At 68.7% G+C, this 23,413-nt stretch carries 20 protein-coding genes; 13 read left to right on the top strand and 7 right to left on the bottom strand.

Going from position 1 to position 23,413, the window contains the following annotated elements; translation table 11 throughout:
• Positions 1–2: 2 nt before the first annotated feature.
• From lpdA to AB5T46_RS10165, 12 genes are all read left to right on the top strand, one after another.
• Positions 3–1,823: a dihydrolipoyl dehydrogenase gene (gene lpdA / locus AB5T46_RS10220; protein WP_370563819.1), complete on the top strand. Its 1,821-nt coding sequence runs from the start codon at positions 3–5 to the stop codon at positions 1,821–1,823.
• Between the two features lie 341 nt (positions 1,824–2,164).
• Positions 2,165–4,057, top strand: coding sequence for an N-acetylmuramoyl-L-alanine amidase (locus AB5T46_RS10215; RefSeq protein ID WP_370563818.1), 1,893 nt, complete (start codon positions 2,165–2,167; stop codon positions 4,055–4,057).
• 345 nt (positions 4,058–4,402) lie between these two features.
• Positions 4,403–4,837, top strand: coding sequence for a hypothetical protein (locus tag AB5T46_RS10210; protein ID WP_370563817.1), 435 nt, complete (start codon positions 4,403–4,405; stop codon positions 4,835–4,837).
• Entirely contained in the window at positions 4,834–5,712 is an 879-nt protein-coding gene (gene atpB / locus AB5T46_RS10205) for a F0F1 ATP synthase subunit A (RefSeq protein WP_370563816.1), read from the top strand. Before AB5T46_RS10210 ends, atpB begins: the two co-directional genes overlap by 4 nt.
• Positions 5,713–5,770: 58 nt before the next feature.
• Complete coding sequence (atpE, locus tag AB5T46_RS10200; protein WP_149194313.1) at positions 5,771–6,058, top strand: F0F1 ATP synthase subunit C; 288 nt, start codon at positions 5,771–5,773, stop codon at positions 6,056–6,058.
• A 90-nt stretch (positions 6,059–6,148) separates the two neighbouring features.
• Positions 6,149–6,619, top strand: a complete 471-nt coding sequence (locus tag AB5T46_RS10195) for a F0F1 ATP synthase subunit B (protein WP_370563815.1) — start codon at positions 6,149–6,151, stop codon at positions 6,617–6,619.
• A gap of 4 nt (positions 6,620–6,623) precedes the next feature.
• Positions 6,624–7,157, top strand: coding sequence for a F0F1 ATP synthase subunit delta (locus tag AB5T46_RS10190; RefSeq protein ID WP_370563814.1), 534 nt, complete (start codon positions 6,624–6,626; stop codon positions 7,155–7,157).
• Between the two features lie 122 nt (positions 7,158–7,279).
• A complete protein-coding gene (gene atpA / locus AB5T46_RS10185; protein WP_370563813.1) occupies positions 7,280–8,845 on the top strand; it encodes a F0F1 ATP synthase subunit alpha in 1,566 nt (521 codons plus the stop codon).
• A 140-nt stretch (positions 8,846–8,985) separates the two neighbouring features.
• Positions 8,986–9,849: a F0F1 ATP synthase subunit gamma gene (gene atpG / locus AB5T46_RS10180; protein ID WP_370563812.1), complete on the top strand. Its 864-nt coding sequence runs from the start codon at positions 8,986–8,988 to the stop codon at positions 9,847–9,849.
• 151 nt (positions 9,850–10,000) lie between these two features.
• Complete coding sequence (gene atpD / locus AB5T46_RS10175; RefSeq protein WP_370563811.1) at positions 10,001–11,422, top strand: F0F1 ATP synthase subunit beta; 1,422 nt, start codon at positions 10,001–10,003, stop codon at positions 11,420–11,422.
• Between the two features lie 116 nt (positions 11,423–11,538).
• Entirely contained in the window at positions 11,539–11,961 is a 423-nt protein-coding gene (locus AB5T46_RS10170; protein WP_370563810.1) for a F0F1 ATP synthase subunit epsilon, read from the top strand.
• 226 nt (positions 11,962–12,187) lie between these two features.
• Positions 12,188–13,417, top strand: a complete 1,230-nt coding sequence (locus AB5T46_RS10165) for a DmpA family aminopeptidase (protein WP_370563809.1) — start codon at positions 12,188–12,190, stop codon at positions 13,415–13,417.
• Between the two features lie 38 nt (positions 13,418–13,455).
• Here AB5T46_RS10165 and AB5T46_RS10160 read toward each other — a convergent pair whose 3' ends face one another.
• Entirely contained in the window at positions 13,456–13,839 is a 384-nt protein-coding gene (locus tag AB5T46_RS10160; RefSeq protein WP_149194304.1) for a GtrA family protein, read from the bottom strand.
• Between the two features lie 147 nt (positions 13,840–13,986).
• Between AB5T46_RS10160 and glmU the strand changes: the two genes are divergently transcribed.
• Entirely contained in the window at positions 13,987–15,351 is a 1,365-nt protein-coding gene (gene glmU / locus AB5T46_RS10155) for a bifunctional UDP-N-acetylglucosamine diphosphorylase/glucosamine-1-phosphate N-acetyltransferase GlmU (RefSeq protein WP_370563808.1), read from the top strand.
• 126 nt (positions 15,352–15,477) lie between these two features.
• Here the strand turns inward: glmU and AB5T46_RS10150 are convergent, their stop codons facing one another.
• The 6 genes from AB5T46_RS10150 to AB5T46_RS10125 form a co-directional block, all read right to left on the bottom strand.
• On the bottom strand, positions 15,478–17,487 hold the full coding sequence (locus AB5T46_RS10150) for an amidohydrolase family protein (RefSeq protein WP_370563807.1): 2,010 nt from the start codon (positions 17,485–17,487) through the stop codon (positions 15,478–15,480).
• A 93-nt stretch (positions 17,488–17,580) separates the two neighbouring features.
• A complete protein-coding gene (locus tag AB5T46_RS10145; protein WP_370563806.1) occupies positions 17,581–18,891 on the bottom strand; it encodes a sensor histidine kinase in 1,311 nt (436 codons plus the stop codon).
• Positions 18,891–20,240, bottom strand: coding sequence for a sigma-54-dependent transcriptional regulator (locus AB5T46_RS10140; protein ID WP_370563805.1), 1,350 nt, complete (start codon positions 20,238–20,240; stop codon positions 18,891–18,893). Before AB5T46_RS10140 ends, AB5T46_RS10145 begins: the two co-directional genes overlap by 1 nt.
• Positions 20,241–20,295: 55 nt before the next feature.
• On the bottom strand, positions 20,296–20,799 hold the full coding sequence (locus AB5T46_RS10135) for a nuclear transport factor 2 family protein (RefSeq protein ID WP_370563804.1): 504 nt from the start codon (positions 20,797–20,799) through the stop codon (positions 20,296–20,298).
• 67 nt (positions 20,800–20,866) lie between these two features.
• Positions 20,867–22,087, bottom strand: coding sequence for an ABC transporter permease (locus tag AB5T46_RS10130; RefSeq protein ID WP_370563802.1), 1,221 nt, complete (start codon positions 22,085–22,087; stop codon positions 20,867–20,869).
• 11 nt (positions 22,088–22,098) lie between these two features.
• On the bottom strand, positions 22,099–23,409 hold the full coding sequence (locus AB5T46_RS10125) for an ABC transporter permease (RefSeq protein WP_370563801.1): 1,311 nt from the start codon (positions 23,407–23,409) through the stop codon (positions 22,099–22,101).
• Positions 23,410–23,413: the final 4 nt, after the last annotated feature.

The raw sequence follows: 23,413 nt of genomic DNA, 5'->3' as shown, positions 1-23,413 counted from the left end.
CCATGGCCCAGACCATCGAGATCAAGGTGCCGGACATCGGCGACTTTTCCGACGTGCCGGTGATCGAGGTGCTGGTCGCGCCCGGCGACCGCGTGGACAAGGACCAGGGGTTGATCACCCTGGAATCCGACAAGGCGACCTTGGAGGTGCCCTCGTCCGCCGCCGGCGTGATCAAGGAGGTGAAGGTCGGTGTCGGCGACAGCGTGTCCGAGGGCAAGGTGGTCGTGCTGCTCGAAACCGAAGACGCGGAAGACGGCGCCTCCGGCGACGACGGCAGGACGAAGGCGTCGGACGCGGGCGCATCCGATGCTCCTGACGGCGGTCCCTCGAAGCCGCCGGTCGCGAAGTCGCCGGGTGCGCCGACAGAACCGCCGGCGGCCAGGCCAGCCGCGCACAGCGGCCGCCAGGCCGACGTCGAATGCGCCCTGGTGGTGCTCGGCTCCGGCCCCGGCGGCTACACCGCCGCGTTCCGTGCCGCCGATCTCGGGCTCGACACGGTGCTGGTCGAGCGCTACCAGGCGCTCGGCGGCGTCTGCCTCAATGTCGGCTGCATTCCGTCCAAGGCGCTGCTGCACGCCGCCGCGGTGATCGACGAGGCCGCGCATGCGGCCGACTACGGCATCGCCTTCGGCAAGCCGAAGATCGCCCTCGACGGCCTGCGCGGCCACAAGGACAAGGTGGTCGGCCAGTTCAACAAGGGCCTGGCCGGGATGGCGAAGCAGCGCAAGGTGCGGGTGGTCACCGGCAGCGGCGCGTTCGTCTCGCCCAACGAGCTCGAGGTGCGGGGCGACGACGGCAAGACCCAGCTGATCCGCTTCGAGCAGTGCATCATCGCCGCCGGCAGCCAGGCGCTGAAGCTGCCGGGGTTCCCCTGGGACGACCCGCGGGTGATGGATTCCACCGACGCCCTAGAGCTCACGGACATCCCGAAGAAGCTGCTGGTGGTCGGCGGCGGCATCATCGGCCTGGAGATGGCGACGGTGTACCACGCGCTCGGCAGCGAGATCACCGTGGTGGAACTGGCCGAGCAGCTGATGCCAGGCACCGACAAGGACCTGGTCAAGCCGCTCGCCGACCGGTTGAAGAAGCAGGGCGTGGCGATCCACCTCAAGACCAAGGTGGTCGAGGCCAAGGCGCAGAAGAACGGCATCGTCTGCACGTTCGAGGGCGAGAGCGTCCCCGACGCCAAACTGTTCGACCGGGTGCTGGTGGCGGTGGGCCGGGTGCCGAACGGTGCGAAGATCGACGCCGACAAGGCCGGCGTGCGCGTGGGCGAGCGCGGCTTCATCGACGTCGACCGGCAGATGCGCAGCAACGTGCCGCACATCTTCGCCATCGGCGACGTCGTCGGCCAGCCGATGCTGGCGCACAAGGCGACCCACGAGGCCAGGCTGGCGGCGGAAGTGGCCGCCGGCGAGAAGAAAGAGTGGGTCGCGCGGGTGATTCCGTCGGTGGCCTATACCGACCCCGAGATCGCCTGGGTCGGCGTGACCGAGACCGAGGCGAAGGCGAAGGGGCTCAAGGTCGGCGTCGGCAAGTTCCCGTGGGCGGCCTCGGCGCGCGCGGTCGGCATCGGCCGCAGCGAAGGCTTCACCAAGCTGCTGTTCGACGAGGCCACCCACCGCGTGATCGGCGGCGCGATCATCGGCCCGCACGCCGGCGACCTGATCGCCGAGATCGCGCTGGCGATCGAGATGGGCGCCGAGGCCGCCGACATCGGCCACACCATCCATCCGCACCCCACGCTGAGCGAATCGGTGGCGATGGCGGCCGAGGTCTACGACGGCACCATCACCGATCTTTATATCCAGAAGCGGAAGTAAGTTCGGGACTCGGGATTCGGGGCGGGCCGGCATCCCGCCATCCCGGCGCAGGCCGGGATCCATTTCGACGCGCCCGAAAGGCAACTGGATCCCGGCCTGCGCCGGGATGACGAGCAAAGTGCGTCGCGGCTCGTCCCGAATCCAGAATCCAGCCCGAGTCCGCAAACGTGACGGACCGTCACCTTTTGCCGGAAGCACGTCGCGCTTCGTGCTCCACCCTAGGGCGGCTCCCATCTGTGCGCCGCGCCCGGACTTTGCTGTAGTCGGGCGACCGGTTCGGGGCAGGGATCGACAGGGCGCGAATGCGCGCAGAGGGGATGGACATGAGGATTCGTTTCAGGATGGCGATGCTTTGCGGCGTTGCGCTGGCCACGGCCAACGCCGCCGCCGTTGCATCGGAAGACGCGCGGCACGCAGCCGTCGACAGGCAGTCCGCGCCGTCCGTGGCGGCGCACGATCGCGCGCTGGAGCAACGCCTGCGGCAGGAGGAAGCCCGCCTGCGCGCCGAGCGCGCGCCGTACCCGGATTACTTCCGCCGTGCCTATGCCGCCTACCCGGCGATCCCGCGCGGCACGCTGGAGGCGATCGCCTTCGTGCAGAGCCGCTGGCAGCCGATCGCGCCCGCCGCGGAGAACCACGGCCACCACCACATGCCCGACGCGCACGGGGTGATGGGCCTGTACGCCGGTGGCGGGTTCGCCGACCAGGTCGGCGAGGCGGCCGCACTGCTGGGCGTGCCCGTCGAGCGGATCAAGCGCGATCCGGCGACCAACATCCTCGCCGCCGCGGCGCTGCTCGACCGCCATCTGCGCGGCAAGTCGGTGTCCGATCCCGAATCGCTGGCGCCGGAGCTGGTCCGCTATGCCGGCTTCGGCCAGGCCCCCGGCGAGAGCGCGATCGGCGATTACGCCCGCGCCAGCTTCGCCTTCGATGTGCTGCTGGCGCTGGACCGCGGCGTCGACGAGAAGGGCATGGTGGTGCCGGAACGTCCGATCGCCTGGGAGCGGGCGTTCGACGCCGAGACCCTGGCCCGGCTCGGCGCGCCGTTCGTGCGCCTGGACGTGGAAGGCGACCGCATCGAAACCGAGCGTTATGCGATCGATCCGGTCAGCGAGCGCCTGTTGCGCAAGCCGGAAACCGACAAGGCGCCCGACATGCAGCCGCTGAGCACCGACTACGGCCCGGCGATCTGGAGCCCGGCGCACGCGTCGAACTACACCGCCTCGCGCAGTGCCTCGGTCAGCGCGGTCACCATCCACACCGCCCAGGGCAGCTACGCCGGGACCATCTCCTGGTTCAAGAACGCCTCGGCCAACGTCAGCGCGCACTACGTGATCCGCAGTTCCGACGGCCAGGTGACGCAGATGGTGCGCCACGCCCACACCGCCTGGCACGTGCGCAACCACAACAGCTACACGCTGGGCATCGAGCACGAGGGCTACGTCAACAACAGCGCCTGGTACACGACGGCGATGTACAACGCCTCGGCGGCGCTGGTGCGGCATTTCTGCGCCAGCTACAGCGCGATCAGCTGCACCGCGGCCTACAGCGGCGCGCCCAGCAGCGGCATCAACGTGCTGCCCACCAGCGTCAAGATCAAGGGCCACCAGCACTTCAGCGGCCAGACCCATACCGATCCGGGCATCAACTGGAACTGGGGGCACTACTACGGCCTGCTCAATCCGGGCAGCGGCGGCGGTACCACGATCCTCGATTCGTTCGAGAGCAGCGTCGGCCATTTCAACACCAGCCCGGCGTACTCGGGCAGCACCACCGGCATCTCCACAGCCTCCACCGCGACCCGCGACTGCGCCACGCGCAGGAACGGCAACTGTTCGCTGCGGGTGCTGCTCAAGGACAGCACGTCGAGTTCGGCGAATTGGGCGGTGCGGCTGCTGTCCGGTTCCGGCAATCCCGGCAGCAACACGTCGCTGACCCGGGCCAACGGCCGCATCGGTTTCTGGGTGTACGCGGGCGGCACCGGAATGAGCGTGGGCGTGGGCATCGACGACAGCGACGGCACCGAGCGCTCCGCCAGCCGCACGCTTCCGGCCAATCGGTGGACCTATGTGGAGTGGAGCCTGACCGATGCCGCGCAGTGGAACGCATGGGTCGGCGGCGCCAACGGCGCGATCACCGCCGGTACCGTCAAGCTCGATGCGGTCTGGCTGTATCGCGCGCAGACCAGCTACGACGTCAACGTCTACATCGACGACGTGCAGATCCGCAACTGACGCGGCGGACGCATGCCCGCGCGGCTCGGTGCCGCGCGGGCACGCAACGAATCCCGGGATACCGCCTGCGGGCACCAATCCCGATGCCGTAATCCATCGGTCTTGCGTGTCCGCGCAAACGGGCGAAGGAAAAAACAGGCCCCGGCCGTGAGGCCGGGGCGCTGGAAGCCCGCCGCGGAGATTCGACGAGGATTGGACGACGGGCCCTCCAAGACTGACCGGGGCCGGCCCGGAAGGTTCCCCGGGGCGATGCAGGATCTCCGGCAATCCTCCGCAGGCGGGTCCGGCGACGCCCGGCCCGCAGTCGGCGAGCCCGCCGGCGGCGCAGAGGGAGGCTTCCGGCGCTTGCCGCTGAAAACGCCCGACTGCTATACTTTTGCGGCTTTGCAGCCCCCCAAGCACGATAAATCCCGACCCGACCGGACCCGCCGCGCCGCCTTCCTGCTGCCGTTGGTCCAGATCGCGATCGGGCTGATCGGCGCGGGGTTACTGGCGGTGCTCGCCGGCGGTTCGTCCGCGGCGGCCTTCCTCGCCGGCGCTGCCGTGGTCGCGGTCGGATTCGCGGCGTTCGGCTGGCGGACCGCGGGACGCTCGCCGGTGGCTCCGGCCGGACGCATGTTCGTCCGGCTGCTGGTCGGGACCATGCTGAAGTGGGGGGTGATCTGTGCTGGTCTGGCCTTGGCCATGGCAAGCGCCGGATTGCCTGCGGAATTCGTGCTGGCGGGCGCCCTGGTCGCGTTCCTGGCGTACATGTTGAGCTTGCCCTGGTTGCTTCGATGACTCCTGCCGATCTCCTCCGCGTTGCCGGCGACAGCCCCAGCGAATACGTCACCCATCACCTGCAGCACTGGCAGGTGTCGATCGGCGAGGGCGCGTTCTGGACCCTGAACGTGGACAGCCTGCTGGTCTCGCTGCTGGTGGGGGTGCTGGCCATGGGCACCTTCTGGCTGATGGGCCGTCGTGCGACCGCCGGGGTGCCCTCGAAGTTCCAGGCCTTCATCGAGATCGTCGTCACCTTCATCGACACCCAGGTCAAGGACGTGTTCCACGGCAACCGCCGCTTCGTCGCGCCGGTGGCGCTGACCATCTTCGTCTGGGTGTTCCTGATGAACGCCCTGAAGATGATCCCGGTGGACTTCTTCCCGGGCATGGCCGCGGCCGCCGGACAGCACTACTTCCGCGCCGTGCCGACCACCGACCTCAATATCACCGCCGCCATGGCGGTCATGGTGCTGCTGCTGATGTTCGGCTTCGCGGTCAAGGCCAAGGGCGCATTCGGCTTCGGCAAGGAGCTGTTCACCGCGCCGTTCCACGCACAGGGCGCCGGGATGAAGGCGGTGCTCGCGCTGCCCAATTTCGGCCTCAACGTCATCGAGTACCTGTCCAAGCCGGTCAGCCTGGCGATGCGACTGTTCGGCAACATGTACGCCGGCGAGCTGGTGTTCCTGCTGATCGCGCTGCTCGGCATGGCCGGCGGCAACATGCTGATGGAGGCGGGCATGGGCGCCAAGGCCGGCGGCGCGCTCGCCTTCGTCGGCGCGGTCGCGGCCGGCGCGGCCTGGTCCATCTTCCATATCCTGGTGATCACGCTGCAGGCCTTCATCTTCATGATCCTGACCGTGGTCTACCTGTCGATGTCGTCCGAGGCGCACTGACGCGCGTCCGGCCAACCCCACCCCACTTTCCGCTCACTCTGTTATCTGAGGAATCACCATGGAAGTCACCGCTCTCGTCGCCGCCATCCAGGGCAACACCGCACTCGCGATCGGCATCATCATCGGCCTCGGCGCCCTGGGCGCCTGTATCGGCATCGGCATCATGGGCTCGAAGTTCCTCGAGAGCGCCGCGCGCCAGCCGGAGCTGGTGCCGATGCTGTCGGGCCGCATGTTCCTGCTCGCCGGCCTGATCGACGCCGCGTTCATCATCGGCCTGGCCATCGCGCTGTTCTTCGCGTTCGCCAACCCGCTGATCGGCACCGCCATCAACGCCGTCGGCGGCTGATTTGGTTCCCGGTCTGATGCGCGGCCATCGGGTCGCGCATCACAGGGTCGGGCGTCGCTGACGCCCGTTCGCCAATAGCGGAGCAACACGATGCAAATCAACGCAACCTTTCTGGGCCAGGGCATCGCGTTCGCGATCCTGATCTGGTTCAGCTGGAAATTCATCTGGCCGCCGCTGATGCGCGCGATCGAGGAACGCCAGCAGAAGATCGCCGAGGGCCTGGCCGCTGCCGACAACAGCCAGAAGGCGTTGGCGCAGGCGCAGGAAAAGGTCAACGACGAACTCAAGGCCGCGCGCGCCAAGGCCAACGAGATCATCGAGCAGGCGCATCAGCGTGCCAACCAGATCGTCGACGCCGCCAAGGTCGAGGCGATCGCCGAGGGCGCGCGCCAGAAGGCGCTGGTCGAGTCCGAGATCGAGGCTTCGGCCAACCGTGCCCGCGAGGACCTGCGCCGCCAGGTGTCGTTCCTGGCGGTGACCGGCGCCGAGAAGCTGCTGCGCCGCGAGATCGATCCGGCCGCGCACAAGGCGCTGCTCGACGAGCTGGCCGCGGAGATCTGATCCGATGACCCAGGCCCTCACGCTCGCCCGTCCGTATGCCCGCGCCGCGTTCTCGATCGCGCGCGAAGCAGGCGCTTTCGCGCAGTGGTCCGATGCGCTGGCGTTCTCGGCGCGCGTGGCCGCGGATCCGCAGGTCGCCGGCCTGCTCGGCCATCCGCGGCTCGACGACGCCGACGCGGTGGCGCTGCTGAAGCCCGAAGGCGACGGCACCGGCCAGGCGTTCGCCGATTTCCTGGCGCTGCTGGCCGAGAACCGGCGCCTGGCGCTGCTGCCGGAGATCGCCGGCCAGTTCGAGCAGCTGCGCGCCGATGCCGAACGCATCGTGCGCGCCAGGGTCACCTCGGCGTCCGAGCTGCAGGCCGGCGAGCTCGAAGGCATCCGCGCGGCGCTGAAGAAGCGCTTCGGCCGCGAGGTCGAGCTGGAGACGGCGGTCGACCAGGCCCTGATCGGCGGCGCGGTGATCGCCGCCGGCGACGTGGTCATCGACGGCTCGCTGCGCGGCAAGCTGGCGCGGCTGCAGAGTGCGTTGAGCCAGTAACGAGAAACGAGGAACGAGAAAAGAGAAGGCGTACTCGTTTCTCGTTTCTCTCCCCTCGTTTCTACAACTAGTTTCAGACATTGCGCGTCGCCAAGTCGCGGCGCATCCGAAAGGAACCAGACATGGCAACCACCCAGCTCAACCCCTCCGAAATCAGCGAACTGATCAAGGCCCGCATCGACAAGGTCAAGCTGGCCGCCGAGGCGCGCAACGAAGGCACGGTCACCTCGGTGTCCGACGGCATCGTGCGCATCCACGGCCTGGCCGACGTGATGCAGGGCGAGATGATCGAGCTGCCTGCGTCCGATGACGGCAGCGACACCTTCGCGCTGGCGCTGAACCTGGAGCGCGACTCGGTCGGCGCGGTGGTGCTCGGCGACTACGAGCACCTGCGCGAGGGCGACACCGCCAAGACCACCGCCCGCATCCTCGAGGTGCCGACCGGTCCGGAGCTGCTGGGTCGCGTGGTCAACGCGCTGGGCGAGCCGATCGACGGCAAGGGCCCGATCGCCGCGGCGCAGACCGCGCCGGTCGAGACCATCGCCCCGGGCGTGATCTGGCGCAAGTCGGTGTCGCAGCCGGTGCAGACCGGCTACAAGGCGATCGACTCGATGATCCCGATCGGCCGCGGCCAGCGCGAGCTGATCATCGGCGACCGCCAGACCGGCAAGACCGCGGTGGCGATCGACGCGGTGATCAACCAGAAGAACACCGGCGTCGCGTGCATCTACGTGGCGATCGGCCAGAAGAACAGCTCGATCGCCAACGTGGTGCGCAAGCTGGAGGAGAACGGCGCGATGGCCCACACCATCGTGGTCGCCGCCTCGGCCTCCGAATCGGCCGCGATGCAGTACATCGCGCCGTATTCCGGCTGCACCATGGGCGAGTACTTCCGCGACCGCGGCGAAGACGCGCTGATCATCTACGACGACCTGTCGAAGCAGGCCGTCGCCTACCGCCAGATCTCGCTGCTGCTCAAGCGCCCGCCGGGCCGCGAGGCCTACCCGGGCGACGTGTTCTACCTGCACAGCCGCCTGCTCGAGCGCGCCGCGCGGGTCAACGAGGACTACGTCGAGAAGTTCACCAACGGCGAGATCAAGGGCAAGACCGGTTCGCTGACCGCGCTGCCGATCATCGAGACCCAGGCCGGCGACGTGTCCGCGTTCGTGCCGACCAACGTGATCTCGATCACCGACGGCCAGATCTTCCTCGAGACCGACCTGTTCAACGCCGGCATCCGCCCGGCGGTGAACGCCGGCATCTCGGTCTCGCGCGTCGGCGGCGCGGCGCAGACCAAGATCATGAAGAAGCTCTCGGGCGGCATCCGTATCGCGCTGGCGCAGTACCGCGAGCTGGCGGCCTTCGCGCAGTTCGCCTCCGACCTGGACGAGACCACCCGCAAGCAGCTCGAGCGCGGCCAGCGCGTGACCGAGCTGATGAAGCAGAAGCAGTACGCGCCGATGCCGGTTGCCGCCCAGGCGCTGTCGATCTACGCGGTCGACAAGGGCTACATGGACGACGTGCCGGTGGCCAAGATCGGCGCCTTCGAGGAGGCGCTGCACGCGCACTTCGCCAACACCGCCGGCGAGCTGATGGACAAGATCAACGGCAGCGGCGACTGGAACGATGAGATCGAGGCCGGATTCAAGAAGGGCATCGAAGAGTTCAAGCAGACCGGTTCATTCTGAACCGGCGGGAATCGAGAATCGGGAATAGCATAGAAGCCGGGAATCGAGAATCGGGAATCGGGAATCGTAAAAGCCAGAGCGCATTGCTTTAACGATTCCCCATTCCCCATTCCCCATTCCCGGCTCGCGGAGCGAGAAAGATGGCCGGCGGCAGAGAAATCAAAACCAAGATCAAGAGCGTGCAGAACACCCGCAAGGTGACACGTGCGCTGGAAATGGTCTCGGCCTCCAAGATCCGCAAGGCACAGGAGCGGATGAAGGCCTCGCGCCCGTACGCACGGGCGATGAAGCAGTTGATCGGGCACCTGGCGCAGGCGAACTCCGAGTTCCGGCACCCGTACCTGGTCGAGCGCGAGCAGATCAAGCGTGTCGGCTACCTGATCGTCTCCTCCGACCGCGGCCTGGCCGGCGGCCTCAACAACAACCTGTTCCGCAAGCTGCTCGGCGAGATCCGAGGGCACCAGCAGCAGGGCGTCGAGGTCGACGTGGTCACCATCGGCCAGAAGGCGACCACCTTCTTCCGCCGGATCAAGGTGAACATGCTCGCCAGCGTCACCCACCTGGGCGACACGCCGCAGGTCGAGCAGCTGGTCGGCGTGATCAAGGTGATGCTCGACGCCTACAGCGAGGGCGGCATGGACCGGGTGTTCCTGGTCTACAACGACTTCGTCAACACCATGAGCCAGCGCGCGGCGTTCGACCAGCTGCTGCCGCTGCCGGCCTCAGACGAGCCGGTCGCCCGCCACGACTGGGACTACATCTACGAGCCCGACGCCGAGGCCGTGCTCGAGCACGTGCTGACCCGCTACATCGAGTCGCTGGTGTACCAGGCGGTGATGGAGAACGTCGCCTCCGAGCACGCCGCGCGCATGGTGGCGATGAAGGCGGCCAGCGACAACGCCACCAAGCTGATCGACACGCTCAACCTGTCCTACAACAAGGCCCGGCAGGCGGCGATCACCCAGGAAATCTCGGAGATCGTCGGCGGCGCAGCCGCCGTCTGACGACGGCGGTGGGATTCGGGAATCGGGATTGGGGATTCGGAAGAGCAGCGCCCCGCGCTTTTACGAATCCCGAATCCCAAATCACGAATCCCGAGACAACAGATACGCCGGTGAGAACCGGCAACGAAACAAGTAATCGGAGCGACACAAAATGAGCAACCAGGGCAAGATCGTCCAGATCATCGGCGCCGTCGTCGACGTCGAATTCCCGCGCGAGAGCGTGCCGCGCGTGTACGACGCGCTGAAGGTCAAGGACACCGCGATCACGCTGGAAGTGCAGCAGCAGCTCGGCGACGGCGTGGTGCGCACCATCGCGCTCGGTTCCACCGACGGCCTCAAGCGCAACCTGATCGCCGAGAACACCGGCAAGGCCGTCTCGGTGCCGGTCGGTACCGGCACCCTGGGCCGGATCATGAACGTGCTCGGCGAGCCGATCGACGAGGCCGGCCCGGTCGAGGCGACCGAGCACTGGGAGATCCATCGCGCAGCGCCCAGCTACGAGGACCAGGCTGCGACCGGCGAATTGCTGGAAACAGGCATCAAGGTCATCGACCTGATGTGCCCGTTCGCCAAGGGCGGCAAGGTCGGCCTGTTCGGCGGCGCCGGCGTCGGCAAGACCGTGAACATGCTCGAGCTGATCAACAACATCGCCACCGAGCACGCCGGCCTGTCGGTGTTCGCCGGCGTCGGCGAGCGCACCCGCGAAGGCAACGACTTCTACCACGAGATGGCCGAGGCCGGCGTCATCAAGCTGGAGTCGCTGAAGGACTCCAAGGTGGCGATGGTCTACGGCCAGATGAACGAGCCGCCGGGCAACCGCCTGCGCGTGGCGCTGACCGGCCTGACCATGGCCGAGTACTTCCGCGACGAGAAGGACGAGACCGGCAAGGGCCGCGACGTGCTGTTCTTCGTCGACAACATCTACCGCTACACCCTGGCCGGCACCGAGGTCTCGGCGCTGCTCGGCCGCATGCCGTCGGCGGTGGGCTACCAGCCCACGCTGGCCGAGGAAATGGGCGTGCTGCAGGAGCGCATCACCTCCACCAAGACCGGTTCGATCACCTCGATCCAGGCCGTGTACGTGCCTGCGGACGACCTGACCGATCCGTCGCCGGCGACGACCTTCGCGCATCTGGACGCAACGGTCACGCTTTCGCGCCAGATCGCTTCGCTCGGCATCTACCCCGCGGTCGACCCGCTGGATTCGACCAGCCGCCAGCTCGACCCGAACGTGATCGGCAACGAGCACTACGACACCGCGCGCCGCGTGCAGGCCACGCTGCAGAAGTACAAGGAGCTCAAGGACATCATCGCCATCCTCGGCATGGACGAGCTGAGCGAGGAGGACAAGCAGGCGGTGTCGCGCGCGCGCAAGATCGAGCGCTTCTTCTCGCAGCCCTTCCACGTGGCGGAGGTCTTCACCGGCTCGCCGGGCAAGTACGTGGCGCTCAAGGACACCATCCGCGGCTTCAAGGGCATCGTCGACGGCGAGTACGACCACCTGCCGGAGCAGGCCTTCTACATGGTGGGCAGCATCGAAGAGGCGGTGGAGAAGGGCAAGAAGATCGCCTGACAGCCGGGATTAGAGATTAGGGATTAGGGATTCGGAAAGACGGGGCGCGGGCGTTTGTGCAGCGAATCCCCAATCCCGAATCCCCAATCCCATCGAACGAGCGAAGCGAGAGAGACATGACCACCATCCGTTGCGACATCGTCAGTGCCGAGGCCGAGATCTTCCACGGCGAGGCCACCCTCGTGGTCGCCACCGGCGAACTCGGCGAGCTCGGCATCGCGCCGCGCCACGCGCCGCTGATCACCCGGCTCAAGGCCGGCAAGGTCGTGGTCACCCAGGCCGATGGCAGCCAGTTGGACTTCGCCATCGGCGGCGGCATCCTCGAGGTGCAGCCGCAGGTGGTGACGATCCTGGCCGACACCGCGATCCGCGCCGACGACATCGACGAGGCCGCCGTGAAGGCCGCCAAGGAAGAGGCCGAGCGCGTGCTCGCCGGCCGCGGCGAGGCGATGGACGTCGCCGAGGCGCAGCAGAAGCTGGCCGAGGTCACCGCGCAGCTGCAGGCGCTCGAGCGCCTGCGCAAGAACCTCAAGCACTGACCCGGACCGCCGGCGCATCGAGCCGGCCTCCTCGTAGGAGCGCGTCATACGCGCGATACCGGCGTGCTCGCGGCCTGCGCGCAATGGGCATGCCCGCGTCGTTCAACGCCCGCGGCATCGCGGGCATGGCCCGCTCCTACGAAGGGCCGTGGATCGGGGGCGACTTGCGTGAGTGCCCATGTCGGCCTACGGTCGCCCGATCCGTTCGGCGATGGGATAGTGGAACATGCCTCTGCACAAGGCGATGGCGACGGCGAGCCTGCTGGTGGTATCCATGGCGGTGTCGATATTCCCGGCGAGTGCGCAGGAGAACGCACCGACGCGGCAGCCCACCGGCGCCGCGGCGGATCGAGACCGCACCGCATCCGGCCGTCCGCGCGCCCGCGACGCGGGCGTCGTCATCGGCACCCTGCCCATCGGGCCGCGCAACGCCATCGTCGACGTGCCCGGCATCGCCGTCGGGCACGCCACGATCGTCGAGGGCGACGCCATCCGCACCGGCGTGACCGCGGTGATCCCGCACCCGGGCGACCTGTACCGCGAGCGCGTTCCGGCCGCGATCCACGTCGCCAACGGCTACGGCAAACTGCTCGGCGTGACCCAGGTGCGGGAACTGGGCGAGCTGGAGACCCCGATCCTGCTCACCGGCACGCTCGGCGTCTGGAAGGCGGCGGACGCGCTGGTCGAATGGATGCTGGACAAGCCGGGCATGGCGCAGGTGCGCTCGCTCAATCCGGTGGTCGGCGAAACCAACGACGGCTTTCTCAGCGACATTCGCGCGCGGCCGATCCGCCCCGGGCATGTGCGGCAGGCGCTCGAGACGGCTTCCGCCGACAACGTCGAGGAAGGCGCGGTCGGCGCCGGCACCGGGACCGTGGCGTTCGGCTGGAAGGGCGGCATCGGCACCAGTTCGCGGCGGCTGCCCGACGACGCGGGCGGCCATACCGTCGGCGTGCTGGTGCAGAGCAACTACGGCGGCGAACTCGTCATCGCCGGCGTGCCGGTCGGCCGTGCGCTGCCGGATCCCGCGGGTTTCGGCGCGTCCGCCGGAGCCGCTGCAGCCGACCGTCCGCCCGCGGCCGGCGACGGCAGCATCATGATCGTGGTCGCCACCGACGCGCCGCTGGATGCGCGCCTGCTGCAGCGGCTCGCCAGGCGTGCGGTGATCGGCCTGGCACGCACCGGTGCCTCGATGTCGAACGGCTCCGGCGACTACGTGATCGCATTCTCCACCGCACCGGAAAGCCGCATGCAGGCGGGCACGCGCGCGCATCGGCTGCAGCTGCTGTCGAACGACGCGATGGATGCTCTGTTCCTGGCCGTGGCCGAAGCCACCGAGGAGGCGATCGTCAATTCGTTGTTTCGGGCGCACACCGTGACCGGCCACCGCGGCACCATCCATGCGCTGCCGCTGGAATTGGTATTGCCGCAGTTGCGCGCCGCGCCGCGGCCCTGATCCATCGTGATTCACGCCTGCCGCCACCGCGGGTCGATTCAGCGCTTGTAGACCCAGTGCCGCGACAACACGAAACCGACCACGGCCAGCGCCGCTTCCACGAGCGGCTTCGCCAGCCACGCCCATTTCAGGCCGAGGTAATCGTCGACCTGTCCGATTGCCCAGGTGCTGACCAGGGTGGTGCCCATCCACATCAGCACGAAGCGCTGCAGCTGGGTGCGGCCGAGCGTGGTGTCCTCGCCGGCGAAGGTGAAGCGCCCGTTCATCCAGTAGCCGAGCAGCGCCCCGCAGATGCGGCCGACGACATTGGCCTGGCGCACCGGCAGGCCGGCATGGCTGAGCGCGACCATCACCGCCCAGTCCAGCAGCCATTGCAGACCGCCGATCACCAGATAGCTGCTGGACTGTCGAGTCAGGCTCAACGGCACGGATCCGGAACGCGTGCCGCGGCGTTAGCCGCGGATGACGGGCAGTATCGGGCGTCGATAGTCATGGTGCGATGATCATGAGTTGCCGCATGCTAGCAGCGGCGCCCGTTAGAATCCCGCAATCTTCCGCCCGGAGCCGTCATGAGCACGCCCCTGCACGTCGTCATCCTCGCCGCCGGCGAGGGCAAGCGGATGAAGTCCGATCTCCCCAAGGTGCTGCAGAAGGTCGCGGGTCGGCCGATGCTGGCGCACGTCATCGAGGCCGCGCGCGCGCTGCGGCCGGCCGGCATCCATATCGTCCACGGCCACGGCGGCGAGCAGGTGCGCGATGCCTTCGCCGACCAGACCGACCTGCACTGGGCCGAGCAGGCGCGCCGGCTCGGTACCGGCCACGCGGTGCGCCAGGCGATGCCCGGCGTCCCCGACGGCACCCAGGTGCTGGTGCTGTACGGCGACGTGCCGCTGCTTACCGCCGATTCGCTGCAGCGGCTGCGCGAGGTCGACAGCCGGCTGGCGGTGCTGGCGGCCGAACTCGACGATCCGGCCGGCTACGGCCGCATCGTGCGCGACTCCGAAGGCCATGTCGCCGCCATCGTCGAGCAGAAGGACGCCGACGACGAGCAGCGCCGCATCGGCATCGTCAACACCGGCATCCTCGCAGTCGAGGCGACCGCGCTGAAAGGCTGGCTGGAGCGGCTGTCGAACGACAATGCGCAGGGCGAATACTACCTGACCGACATCTTCGCCATGGCCGCCGACGAGTTCAGCGCCGCCGAGATCGTGATGGTCGACGATCCGCTGGAGGCCGAGGGCGCGAACGATTCGTGGCAGCTGGCGCAGCTCGAGCGCGCCTGGCAGCTGCGTGCGGTGCGTGCGCTGTGCGTCGAGGGCGCGCGCTTCGCCGATCCGGCGCGGGTCGACATCCGCGGCACGGTGACGGTGGGCCGCGACGTGGAGATCGACGCCGACGTCGTGTTCGAGGGCGAGGTGCATCTCGGCGACGGCGTGCGCGTCGGCCCGTTCTGCCGGCTGAAGGACGTGCGGCTGGCGGCGGGGACCGAAGTGCGCGCCCATTGCGACCTGGACGGCGCCGTCACCGAGGGCGTGGTCACGATCGGTCCGTTCGCGCGCCTGCGCCCGGGCACCGTGCTCGCCGACGGCGCCCACATCGGCAACTTCGTCGAGGCCAAGAACACGACGGTCGGTGTCGGCAGCAAGGCCAACCACCTCACCTATCTCGGCGACACCACCGTCGGTGCCGGCGCCAACATCGGTGCAGGCACCATCACCTGCAACTACGACGGCGCCAACAAGTTCCGTACCACCATCGGCGACCGCGCCTTCATCGGCTCCAATGCCTCGCTGGTGGCGCCGGTGACGATCGGCGACGACGCCACCATCGCGGCCGGCTCGGTGATCACCGGCGACGTGCCCGACGGCAAGCTGGCCGTCGCGCGTGCCCGGCAGGCGATCATCGAGCACTGGAAGCGGCCGAAGAAGAAGTGACACTATGCGGGTTCGCCGGGATTGCAGCATCGTCGAACCCGGATGGCAACGACTCCGGGTTCCGGCCGCCTGGATGCCGTGCCTGGTCGTCCAGTAGGATGGCGTGCGCCTGGCCGCCGGCAGACGTCAGCGAGCGCCGGCGGCGTCCACGGAAGGGGTGATGCCCAGCGCGCGTTCCAGCTCTGCTGGATCGTAGCGGTCGCCGCCCTTGAACACCGCGTCGATGCGGCGGATGTCGCCGATATCGCGGCTCGGATCGCCGTCGATCAGCAGCATGTCGGCGTAGCGTCCCGGTGCCAGGGCGCCGAGATCGTCGGTCCTGCCCATGACCTCGGCCGGGGCGAGGGTGGCGATGCGCAGGACCTCCGACGGTGCGATGCCGGCGCGTGCGTAGAGTTCGAGCTCATGCTGCAGGCTGTAGCCGGCCAGCGAGTCGGTGCCGGCGACGATCGGGATGCCGGCCTCGTGCGCGGCCCTGAGCAGCGCCATCAGTGCGGGCAGCGCCTGCGCGTAGGCGGCTTCCTCGCCCTCCGGCACTTCGAGCGCGCGTGACTTCTGCTGTCGCGCGACCTGCGGCGGGAAGCGGCCCACCACCTTCGCCAGCGCCGGCGGGGGCGCTGCGGAGTCGGCGCCGAACATGCTCTCGTAGATGTTGAGCGTCGGATCGAGCACCGTTCCATGGCGCCGGAGGATATCCAGCAGTTCGCGGACCTGGGGATGGTCCGGCGGATAGGCGCGCGCATGCGCCGCGACCTCGGTGAAGCGGTTCATGTTGCGGGTTTCCGTGACTCGGTCCGATAGCAGATCGAGAACGAGGAAGTTGATGTGCTGGAGTTCGTCGGCGCCGGCGGCGACGAACTGCCTGGCGGACATGCCGGCCGGGACGTGACCGCTCACGCGCAGTCCGCGTGCATGGGCGCGGTCCGCGACGACGCCGACCAGCGACGGGTCGAGCGAGGAATAGATCTTGATCTGCCCGTATCCGTGGTCGGCATACCAGTCGACGATCTCGATCGCGCGCGTCGCGTCTTCGGCGAGCATCGGGGTCGGTCCGGCGAACGGTCCGGGGCCGTCGATGATGCCGGCACGCAACACCCGTGGTCCCAGTTCCAGGCCGGCGTCGATGCGCTCGACGCGCGCCATCAGCGCTTCGTTGTCGTTGGCGAGGTCGCGGGCGGTGGTCACGCCGCTGATCAGGTCGAGGATTCCGGTCGAGTCGCTGAAATGCTGGTGGTTGTCCCACAGGCCGGGCATCAGGAAGCGGCCGCGCCCTTCGACGATCTCCACGCCGGGCGGTGGCGTGATGTCGCCACCGGGCGCAACGCGGACGATGCGTTCGCCATGGACGAGCACGCTGCTGGCGGGCGTCACCGACAGGTCGCGCGGATCGAAAAGACGCACGTCGCGGATCAGCAGGTCCGCCCCGCGGCGGTGCGTCAGCCGTCGTGCGAGCTGCGCCGCCGCCGCTTCGTCGGCAGCGCGCTGTTCCGACAGCAGGCGCTCGTAGGCCGGTTCCCAGCCCGGTGCGATCGCGGACAGCCAGCCGGTGACGATCGCCACGGTGTCGCCGTGCTCGTCCAGCCAGACCGGTACGGGCGCGAAGCCCAGTCCGGAGATCCGGTACTGGTGAATCCTTCGCGACGTGCCGTCGAACTCCAACGACAGTTCGCCGGCGTCTTCCAGGCGGGCCTCGCCGGACGGCAGCAGCGGGATCCGCCGGCCGGGCGCCTTCAGCAGGGCGCGCGCCAGCACGGCGGTCAGCTCCGGCGGCGCATACTCGGGCACGTAGAACGCGCGCGGGCCCAGCGGTGCGCTGCCCCGTCCGGAGCCGCTCCGCCAGTGCGCCACGCCATCCCCGGTGCCGAAGCGCTCGTCGACGGCGGTCTTCATGTAGTCGTGGCCTTCGACGCGGTAGTCGACCGGCAATCCCGAATCGTCGAGCCGCCAGGTCGCGACCAGCGCCTCGCCACGGCCGCGGTCGCTGTACTTGTATTCGGCGCGATACTCGCCGTCCTCCAGCGAGAGCGTCTGTTCGCCCGCTGCGCGGCCCAGCAGCAGTACGGTGTGCCGGCTCTCGGCCGCGGCGGCCGTGCCGGCGATCAGGAGCATGACGAGCGACAGCAGCCTGCGAGGCACCAGGTCCGTTCCCCAGGCGAAGACGCGTACCTTAGCGCGTGCCGGTGCCGGTGCCGGCGTGCCGCGTCGCGTCCGCGTGGTCGGCCTGCCCGCCTATGCGGGCAGATGGATCGAGACGCACAGTCCGCCGCCGTCGCGGTTGAGCAGCGAGATGTGGCCGCCGTGCGCTTCGCTGATCTCGCGCGCCAGCGCCAGCCCGAGGCCGGTGCCGTGGCGCTTGGTGGAATAGAACGGCAGCAGCGCGTTGGCCAGCACCGCCTCGTTCATGCCGCTGCCGCGGTCGAGGATATCGATCCGCCATGCCTCCGGAAGCCGGCGTAGCGACAGGCGCACCGCGTGGGCGGGCGAGCCGGACTCGTGGGCATTGCGCAACAGGTTGATCAGGCACTGTTCGAGCTGGGCGACATCGAAGCGCGCATGGCCGTCGGCGCCGTTGCCGTCGAAGGCGAACTCGACCTGGTTCCGCAGTCGCTCGACGAAGCCGCCCCATTCGATGTTCTCCAGGCGCGGCACGGGCAGCTTGGCGAAGCGTGCATAGTCGCGGAGAAAGCCCTCCAGGTGCCGCGCGCGTTCCTCGATCGTGCGCAGCGCGCCCGGCAGGCGGTCGTGCTGGCCGCGGCGCAGCAGTTCCGCGCCCGAATGCGCCAGCGAGGCGATCGGCGCCAGCGAGTTGTTGAGTTCGTGGCTGATCACCCGGATCACCTTCTTCCAGGTCTGCACTTCCTGGCGGCGCAACTCGGCGGTGAGCTGGCGCAACAGGACCAGTTCGTGCGCGCGGCCGTTGAGCCGGAACACGCGCCGGGAAAGGTGATAGATGTCCTCGCTGTTCTCGTCGCCGACCGTGAACATGCCGTCGCCGCCGCGGGCGAAGGCGTCGCGCAGCGCTTCCGGCGCATGCGCGAGCAGCGCATCGAAGGACTGCCCTTCCAGCCGGCGGCCATCGCCGAGCAGCTTGCGCGCGGCGATGTTGCCGTGGACGATGCGGCGGCCGGAATCGAGCAGCACCATTGCCACCGGCGTGTTCTGCACCATGGTGTCGAGCAGCAGTTCGCGCTGCACGATCTCGGTGCGCTGCTCGCGCAGCACGTCGCCGAGGCGGTTGTGGGCGGCGACCAGCTCGATCAGCTCGCTGTACCTGTTCCAGGTGATGCCGAAATTGAAGTCGCCGTCGCGATAGCTGTCGACGGTGCCGGCAAGCGCGCGGAACAGCGCGCGCAGCGGCACGATGGTGCGCCAGAGCGCCGCCGCCAGTACGCTCCCGACCAGCGCGGCAGCGACTGCCGCGGCCGGCCAGATCGGCATCCAAGTCGAGAGCAGAGCGGTCGCCGCCGCCGTCGCGACGACCCCGGTGATGGTGATCGCGATCAGCCGGATCGCCAGCGGCAGTACCCGTAGGATGCGCATCAGCTTCGCGGGATGCCGAGCTTGTCCATGCGCCGGTACAGCGCCTGGCGTGACAGGCCGAGGTCGGCGGCGGCCTGCGCCAGCACGCCGTCGTTGCGGCGCAGCGCCGATTCGATGGCGTTGCGGTCCGGTTCGTCGCTGACGGTCGCCGGTGCCGCAGCGGTCCGCGGCGACGCCGGCGCGAAGCCGAAGGCCTCGGCCTGGATCGTGTCGCCCGGGGTGAGCAGCGCGGCGCGCTGCACCGCATTGCGCAGCTCGCGCACGTTGCCCGGCCACGGGTGGCGCAGCAGGGCGCGCTCGGCATCGCGACCGAGGGTCTTGCCGGGAGGCAGGAAATGCCGGGCCAACGGCAGGATGTCGTCCTGGCGCTCGGCCAGCGGCGGCAGCTTCAGCTCGATCGCGTTGAGGCGGTAGTACAGGTCTTCCCGGAAGGTGCCGGCCGCGATCGCCGCCGGCAGGTCGGTATTGGTCGCGCTGACCACGCGCACCCTGACCTGGCGCTCGCGATTGGAGCCCAGGCGCTCGAAGCGGCCGGTCTCCAGCACCCGCAGCAGCTTCATCTGGCCGGCCGGCGGCAGGTTGCCGATCTCGTCGAGGAACAGGGTGCCGCCGTCGGCGGCTTCGAACTTGCCCTCGCGCGCCTTGTTGGCGCCGGTGTAGGCGCCGGCGTCGGCGCCGAACAGCTCCGCTTCGATCAGCTCGCCCGGCAGCGCGCCGCAGTTGAGCGCCACGAACGGCCCGTCGCGCACCGCCGAATTGGCGTGCAGGATCTCGGCGTACTTCTCCTTGCCGGCGCCGTTGGGGCCGGTGATCAGCACCGGCAGCTCCGAGCGCGCCACCTGGCAGGCCAGCGACAGCACGCGTTCGCTGGCGGCATCGGCCCAGACGATCCCGCGCAGGTCATAGTCGCGTTCCAGCGCCTCGCGCCGGCGCCGCGCGTCGCCACGGTGGCGCGCCAGCTCGCGCCGGCTCGCCGACAGCTCCAGCAGGTTCTGCATCGTGGTCAGCAGCTTGTGGTCGTCCCACGGTTTGGCCACATAGTCGGCGGCGCCGGCCTTGATCAACTCCACCGCCGATTCCAGGTGCGTCCAGGCGGTGAGCAGGATCACCGGCAGGTCCGGGTGCTGCGCATGGATGGCGTGGAACAGCGCCACGCCCTCGTCGCCGGAGGTGGTATCGGTGCGGAAGTTCATGTCCTGGATCACCAGATCGAAGGGCTCGCGCTCCAGCGCATCCAGCCCGGCCTCGGGCGAGTCGGCCGCCACGGTGTCGATGTCGTGCAGCGAGAACAGCATTTCGAGCGCGGTGGCGACGGCGGGATTGTCGTCGATGACGAGGACGTTAGGCATAGGGACACGGGAGATGGGTTGCCGGAAACGGATTAGGCCGGCGGAACCGTCGGGTTCAGTCTTCCGGATCCGAATGATCGTAGCTCAGGACCTCCCTCAGCAGCCAATTGCCGTCCTCGAGGAGATACACGTGCGTGAACCGGGCGCTGCCGGTATGCACGTCCTCGTTCTTGCCCGGCTCCCTGAGATAGAAGCGATGGGTGCCGCTTTGGATGGCGCCGTACGGATTCCCGTCCCGGGACAGCGGAAAGACCGTCAAGCTGTCCTCATCGACTTTCCTGATCGGCTTGGCGCCGGATTCCGGGCAGACGTACCTGCGGGTGTTTTCGAGGAACGTCTGCCTGTCCTGGTAGCCGCTCTGGTCGTGGTAGAAGTCCAGTTCGGGATGAACCGTGCGTTCGAGGTAATCGAAGTCGCAGCGATTGAACCCGCGTTCGAAGAAGATCCGGTCCTGCTCCCTCATGGCCTGGAACAGTTCGGATTCCGGTGCGGATTCGGCAGATGCGACGCCTGCCAGGGCCAGAGCCAGCGACATGACGATTGCCTTGTTCAATTGCATTTCCTTGTCCGGTGGATCTTGGCGGGTGGCGTGTCATGCGGACCGGCTTCCGGGCCGGGCGGAACGGTCAGACCGAGCGCGTGGCCACGGCCGGCGGCACCGAGGCGGCCCGCCGCGCCGGCCAGAAGACGGCGAGCTGCCCGAGCAGCCATAGCGCGACCGCGCCGACCGGCAGGTACACCAGAGGCAGCCGCGACAACTCATAGCGCTCCATCAGCATCTGGTTCAGGCCGAAGGCCAGCAGCATGCCGATGACGATGCCGATCGTGGCGAGGATGAAATTCTCGGCCTGGAAATAGCGCAGGATCTGCCCGCGCGTTGCGCCGAGCGCGCGGCGCACGCCGATCTGCTTGGTGCGCTGCTGCACCCAGAAGCTGGCCAGGCCGACGATGCCGAGCGCGGTCACCACCAGCAGCGCGACGATCACCGCGGCCAGCAGCCAGGCCATGGAGCGGTCCTGCGCGTAGTAGTCCTGGCGGATCTCGTCATAGATCTGCTGCTCGAGGATGATGCGGTTGCCGCCGTTCTCCTTCAGCACGCGCACGGCGGCGTCCAGCACCTCTGCACGTCGCTCGGGCGTGGTGCGGATCAGGTAGTTGCCGCCCATGGTGTAGGGCACCGCGACCGGCAGCAGGACCGAATGGCCGGCTTGGCCGGCCCAGCTCTTGAGGTTCGGCCGCACCAGCGTGTCGACCACGCCTACCACGCGGATCGGATCCTCGCTGAAGTAGAAGACCTCGCCGATGCCGTCGCTGCCGGGGAACGCGCGCTCCACGAAGCTCCGCGTCACCACCGCGGCGCCGGGCGTGATTCCGCGGAAGCCCTCCTCCTCGTCGTAGTCCTCGAACTCGTCGGCGCTCAGCATGCGGCCGGCGACCAGCTCCAGCCCCAGCGTCTCGAACAGCTCCGGCCCGCCCATGTACATCGTGGTGCTGAGGGTCGGCAGCACCTGGTCGGGCGCGGTGGTGACCGACGTGTTCCAGGACGAGTTGACCAGCGGCACCTGGTTGACGCTGGTGGCGTGGATCACGCCGGGGATCGCCCGCAGCGCAGCCAGGTCCTCGCGGGTGACCGCCATCGGGTTGACGTCCTGGCCGATGCCGGTGAGCTGGATGCGGACGATGCCGGCTTCGTCGATGCCGGTGGGCCGGCTGATCGCCTCGATGCGCCCGGCGATCAGGAAGACCGCGTTGCAGATGATCGCGCAGGTCACGGCGACCTGCAGCACGATCAGGGCGGCCGCGGTCTTGTGGCGCCGCAGAGTGGAGAGGATGGGGCGGATTTCCATGGCGGGGATCCTTACTGCGACTTGAGCTGGATGGCGGGAGCGATCTGGCAGGCGCGCCAGGCGGGCAGCATGCCGGCGAGCAGGCTGGAGAGCAGCGCGAGTGCGAACGTGACGAGCAGCATGGCGGGATCGAGCCGCGCCAGGTCCGCATAGTCGGTGGACTGCTGGCGCACGGCCCACAGCCCGAGCGCGGCAAGTCCCAGGCCGAGCACGCCGCCGGCCAGTCCGACCGTGCCGGCCTCGACCAGGCACTGCGTGAACACCGCGCGTCGCGAGGCACCGAGCGCGCGCCGCACCCCGATCTCGCTGGAGCGGCGCAGGAACTTGGCCAGCAGCAGGCCCACCGTGTTGAGCAGGCAGACCAGCAGGAAGCCGAGCGCCAGCCACATCTGCAGGCGTACGTCGCTCGGCAGCACCTGGTTGAAATCCAGCCAGCCCATCAGGTTGCGCAGCTGGACGTTCGGTTCGCGCTCGTAGCGGCCGGCGGTGCGCTGCTGCGCGGAATAGTTGACCAGGTACCGGCGGTAGTCGGCTGCGTCGGCCGCCGATGCCAGCTCCGCCCAGTACTGGATCCACACGCAGCCGGCGCCGATGTCGGTGTCCTTTTGTCCCGCATCCCGGGCGCGGAAGCAATCCATGCTGCCGCTGCGGGCGAGATCGAGGTCGCGCGAGGTGGTGAACGGCATGAACACCTGCTCGACCGCGCCGTATCCGTTGGACGCGTTCAGGTCGTAGAACTTCGGGGTGGGCCGATACTCGTCGAGGATGCCGACGATCCGGAACGTATTGCGTTCGAGCTGTATCGTGCGTCCGGTGTTGTCGCCGCCGCCGAAGATCTGCTCGTTCATCTCGCTGCTGATCACCGCCACGCGCTCGTGGCGCTCGTCAGCGCCGGCGTCCCAGGCGCGCCCATACCGGAACGGCACATCGAACATCGCGAAGAAATCGGCCGAGGTATAGCGGCTGTCGGCGCGGTACGGGTCCACCCCCTGGCGCTCCGGTTCCACGTTCACGTTGCCGCCGGTCATCAGCGCCTGCCGCTGCGCACGGCCCTCGCGCAGCAGCGCCTCGGCATCGTAGCGGGTGAGTTGCCGCGGGGGCTCGTCGCCCGGGGTGTAGCTGTCGGCCGGCTGCGGATCGAGCTGCACGTAGAACAGCCGGTCGCTCTTGCCCGGCACCGGGTCGCCGGACAGCACCCAGAACACGGTGAGCGTGGTCATGCTGGCGCCGATGCCCAGCGCGATCGCCAGCACCATCAGCATGGTCAGCACCCGGTTGCGGCGGAAGCTGCGCAGGGCCAGGTTGAAATAGTAGGCGAGCATGGCG

It is taken from the genome of Luteimonas salinilitoris, assembly GCF_041300785.1.
Taxonomy (GTDB): domain Bacteria; phylum Pseudomonadota; class Gammaproteobacteria; order Xanthomonadales; family Xanthomonadaceae; genus Luteimonas; species Luteimonas salinilitoris.
This window is presented reverse-complemented; position numbering and strand designations above follow the sequence as displayed.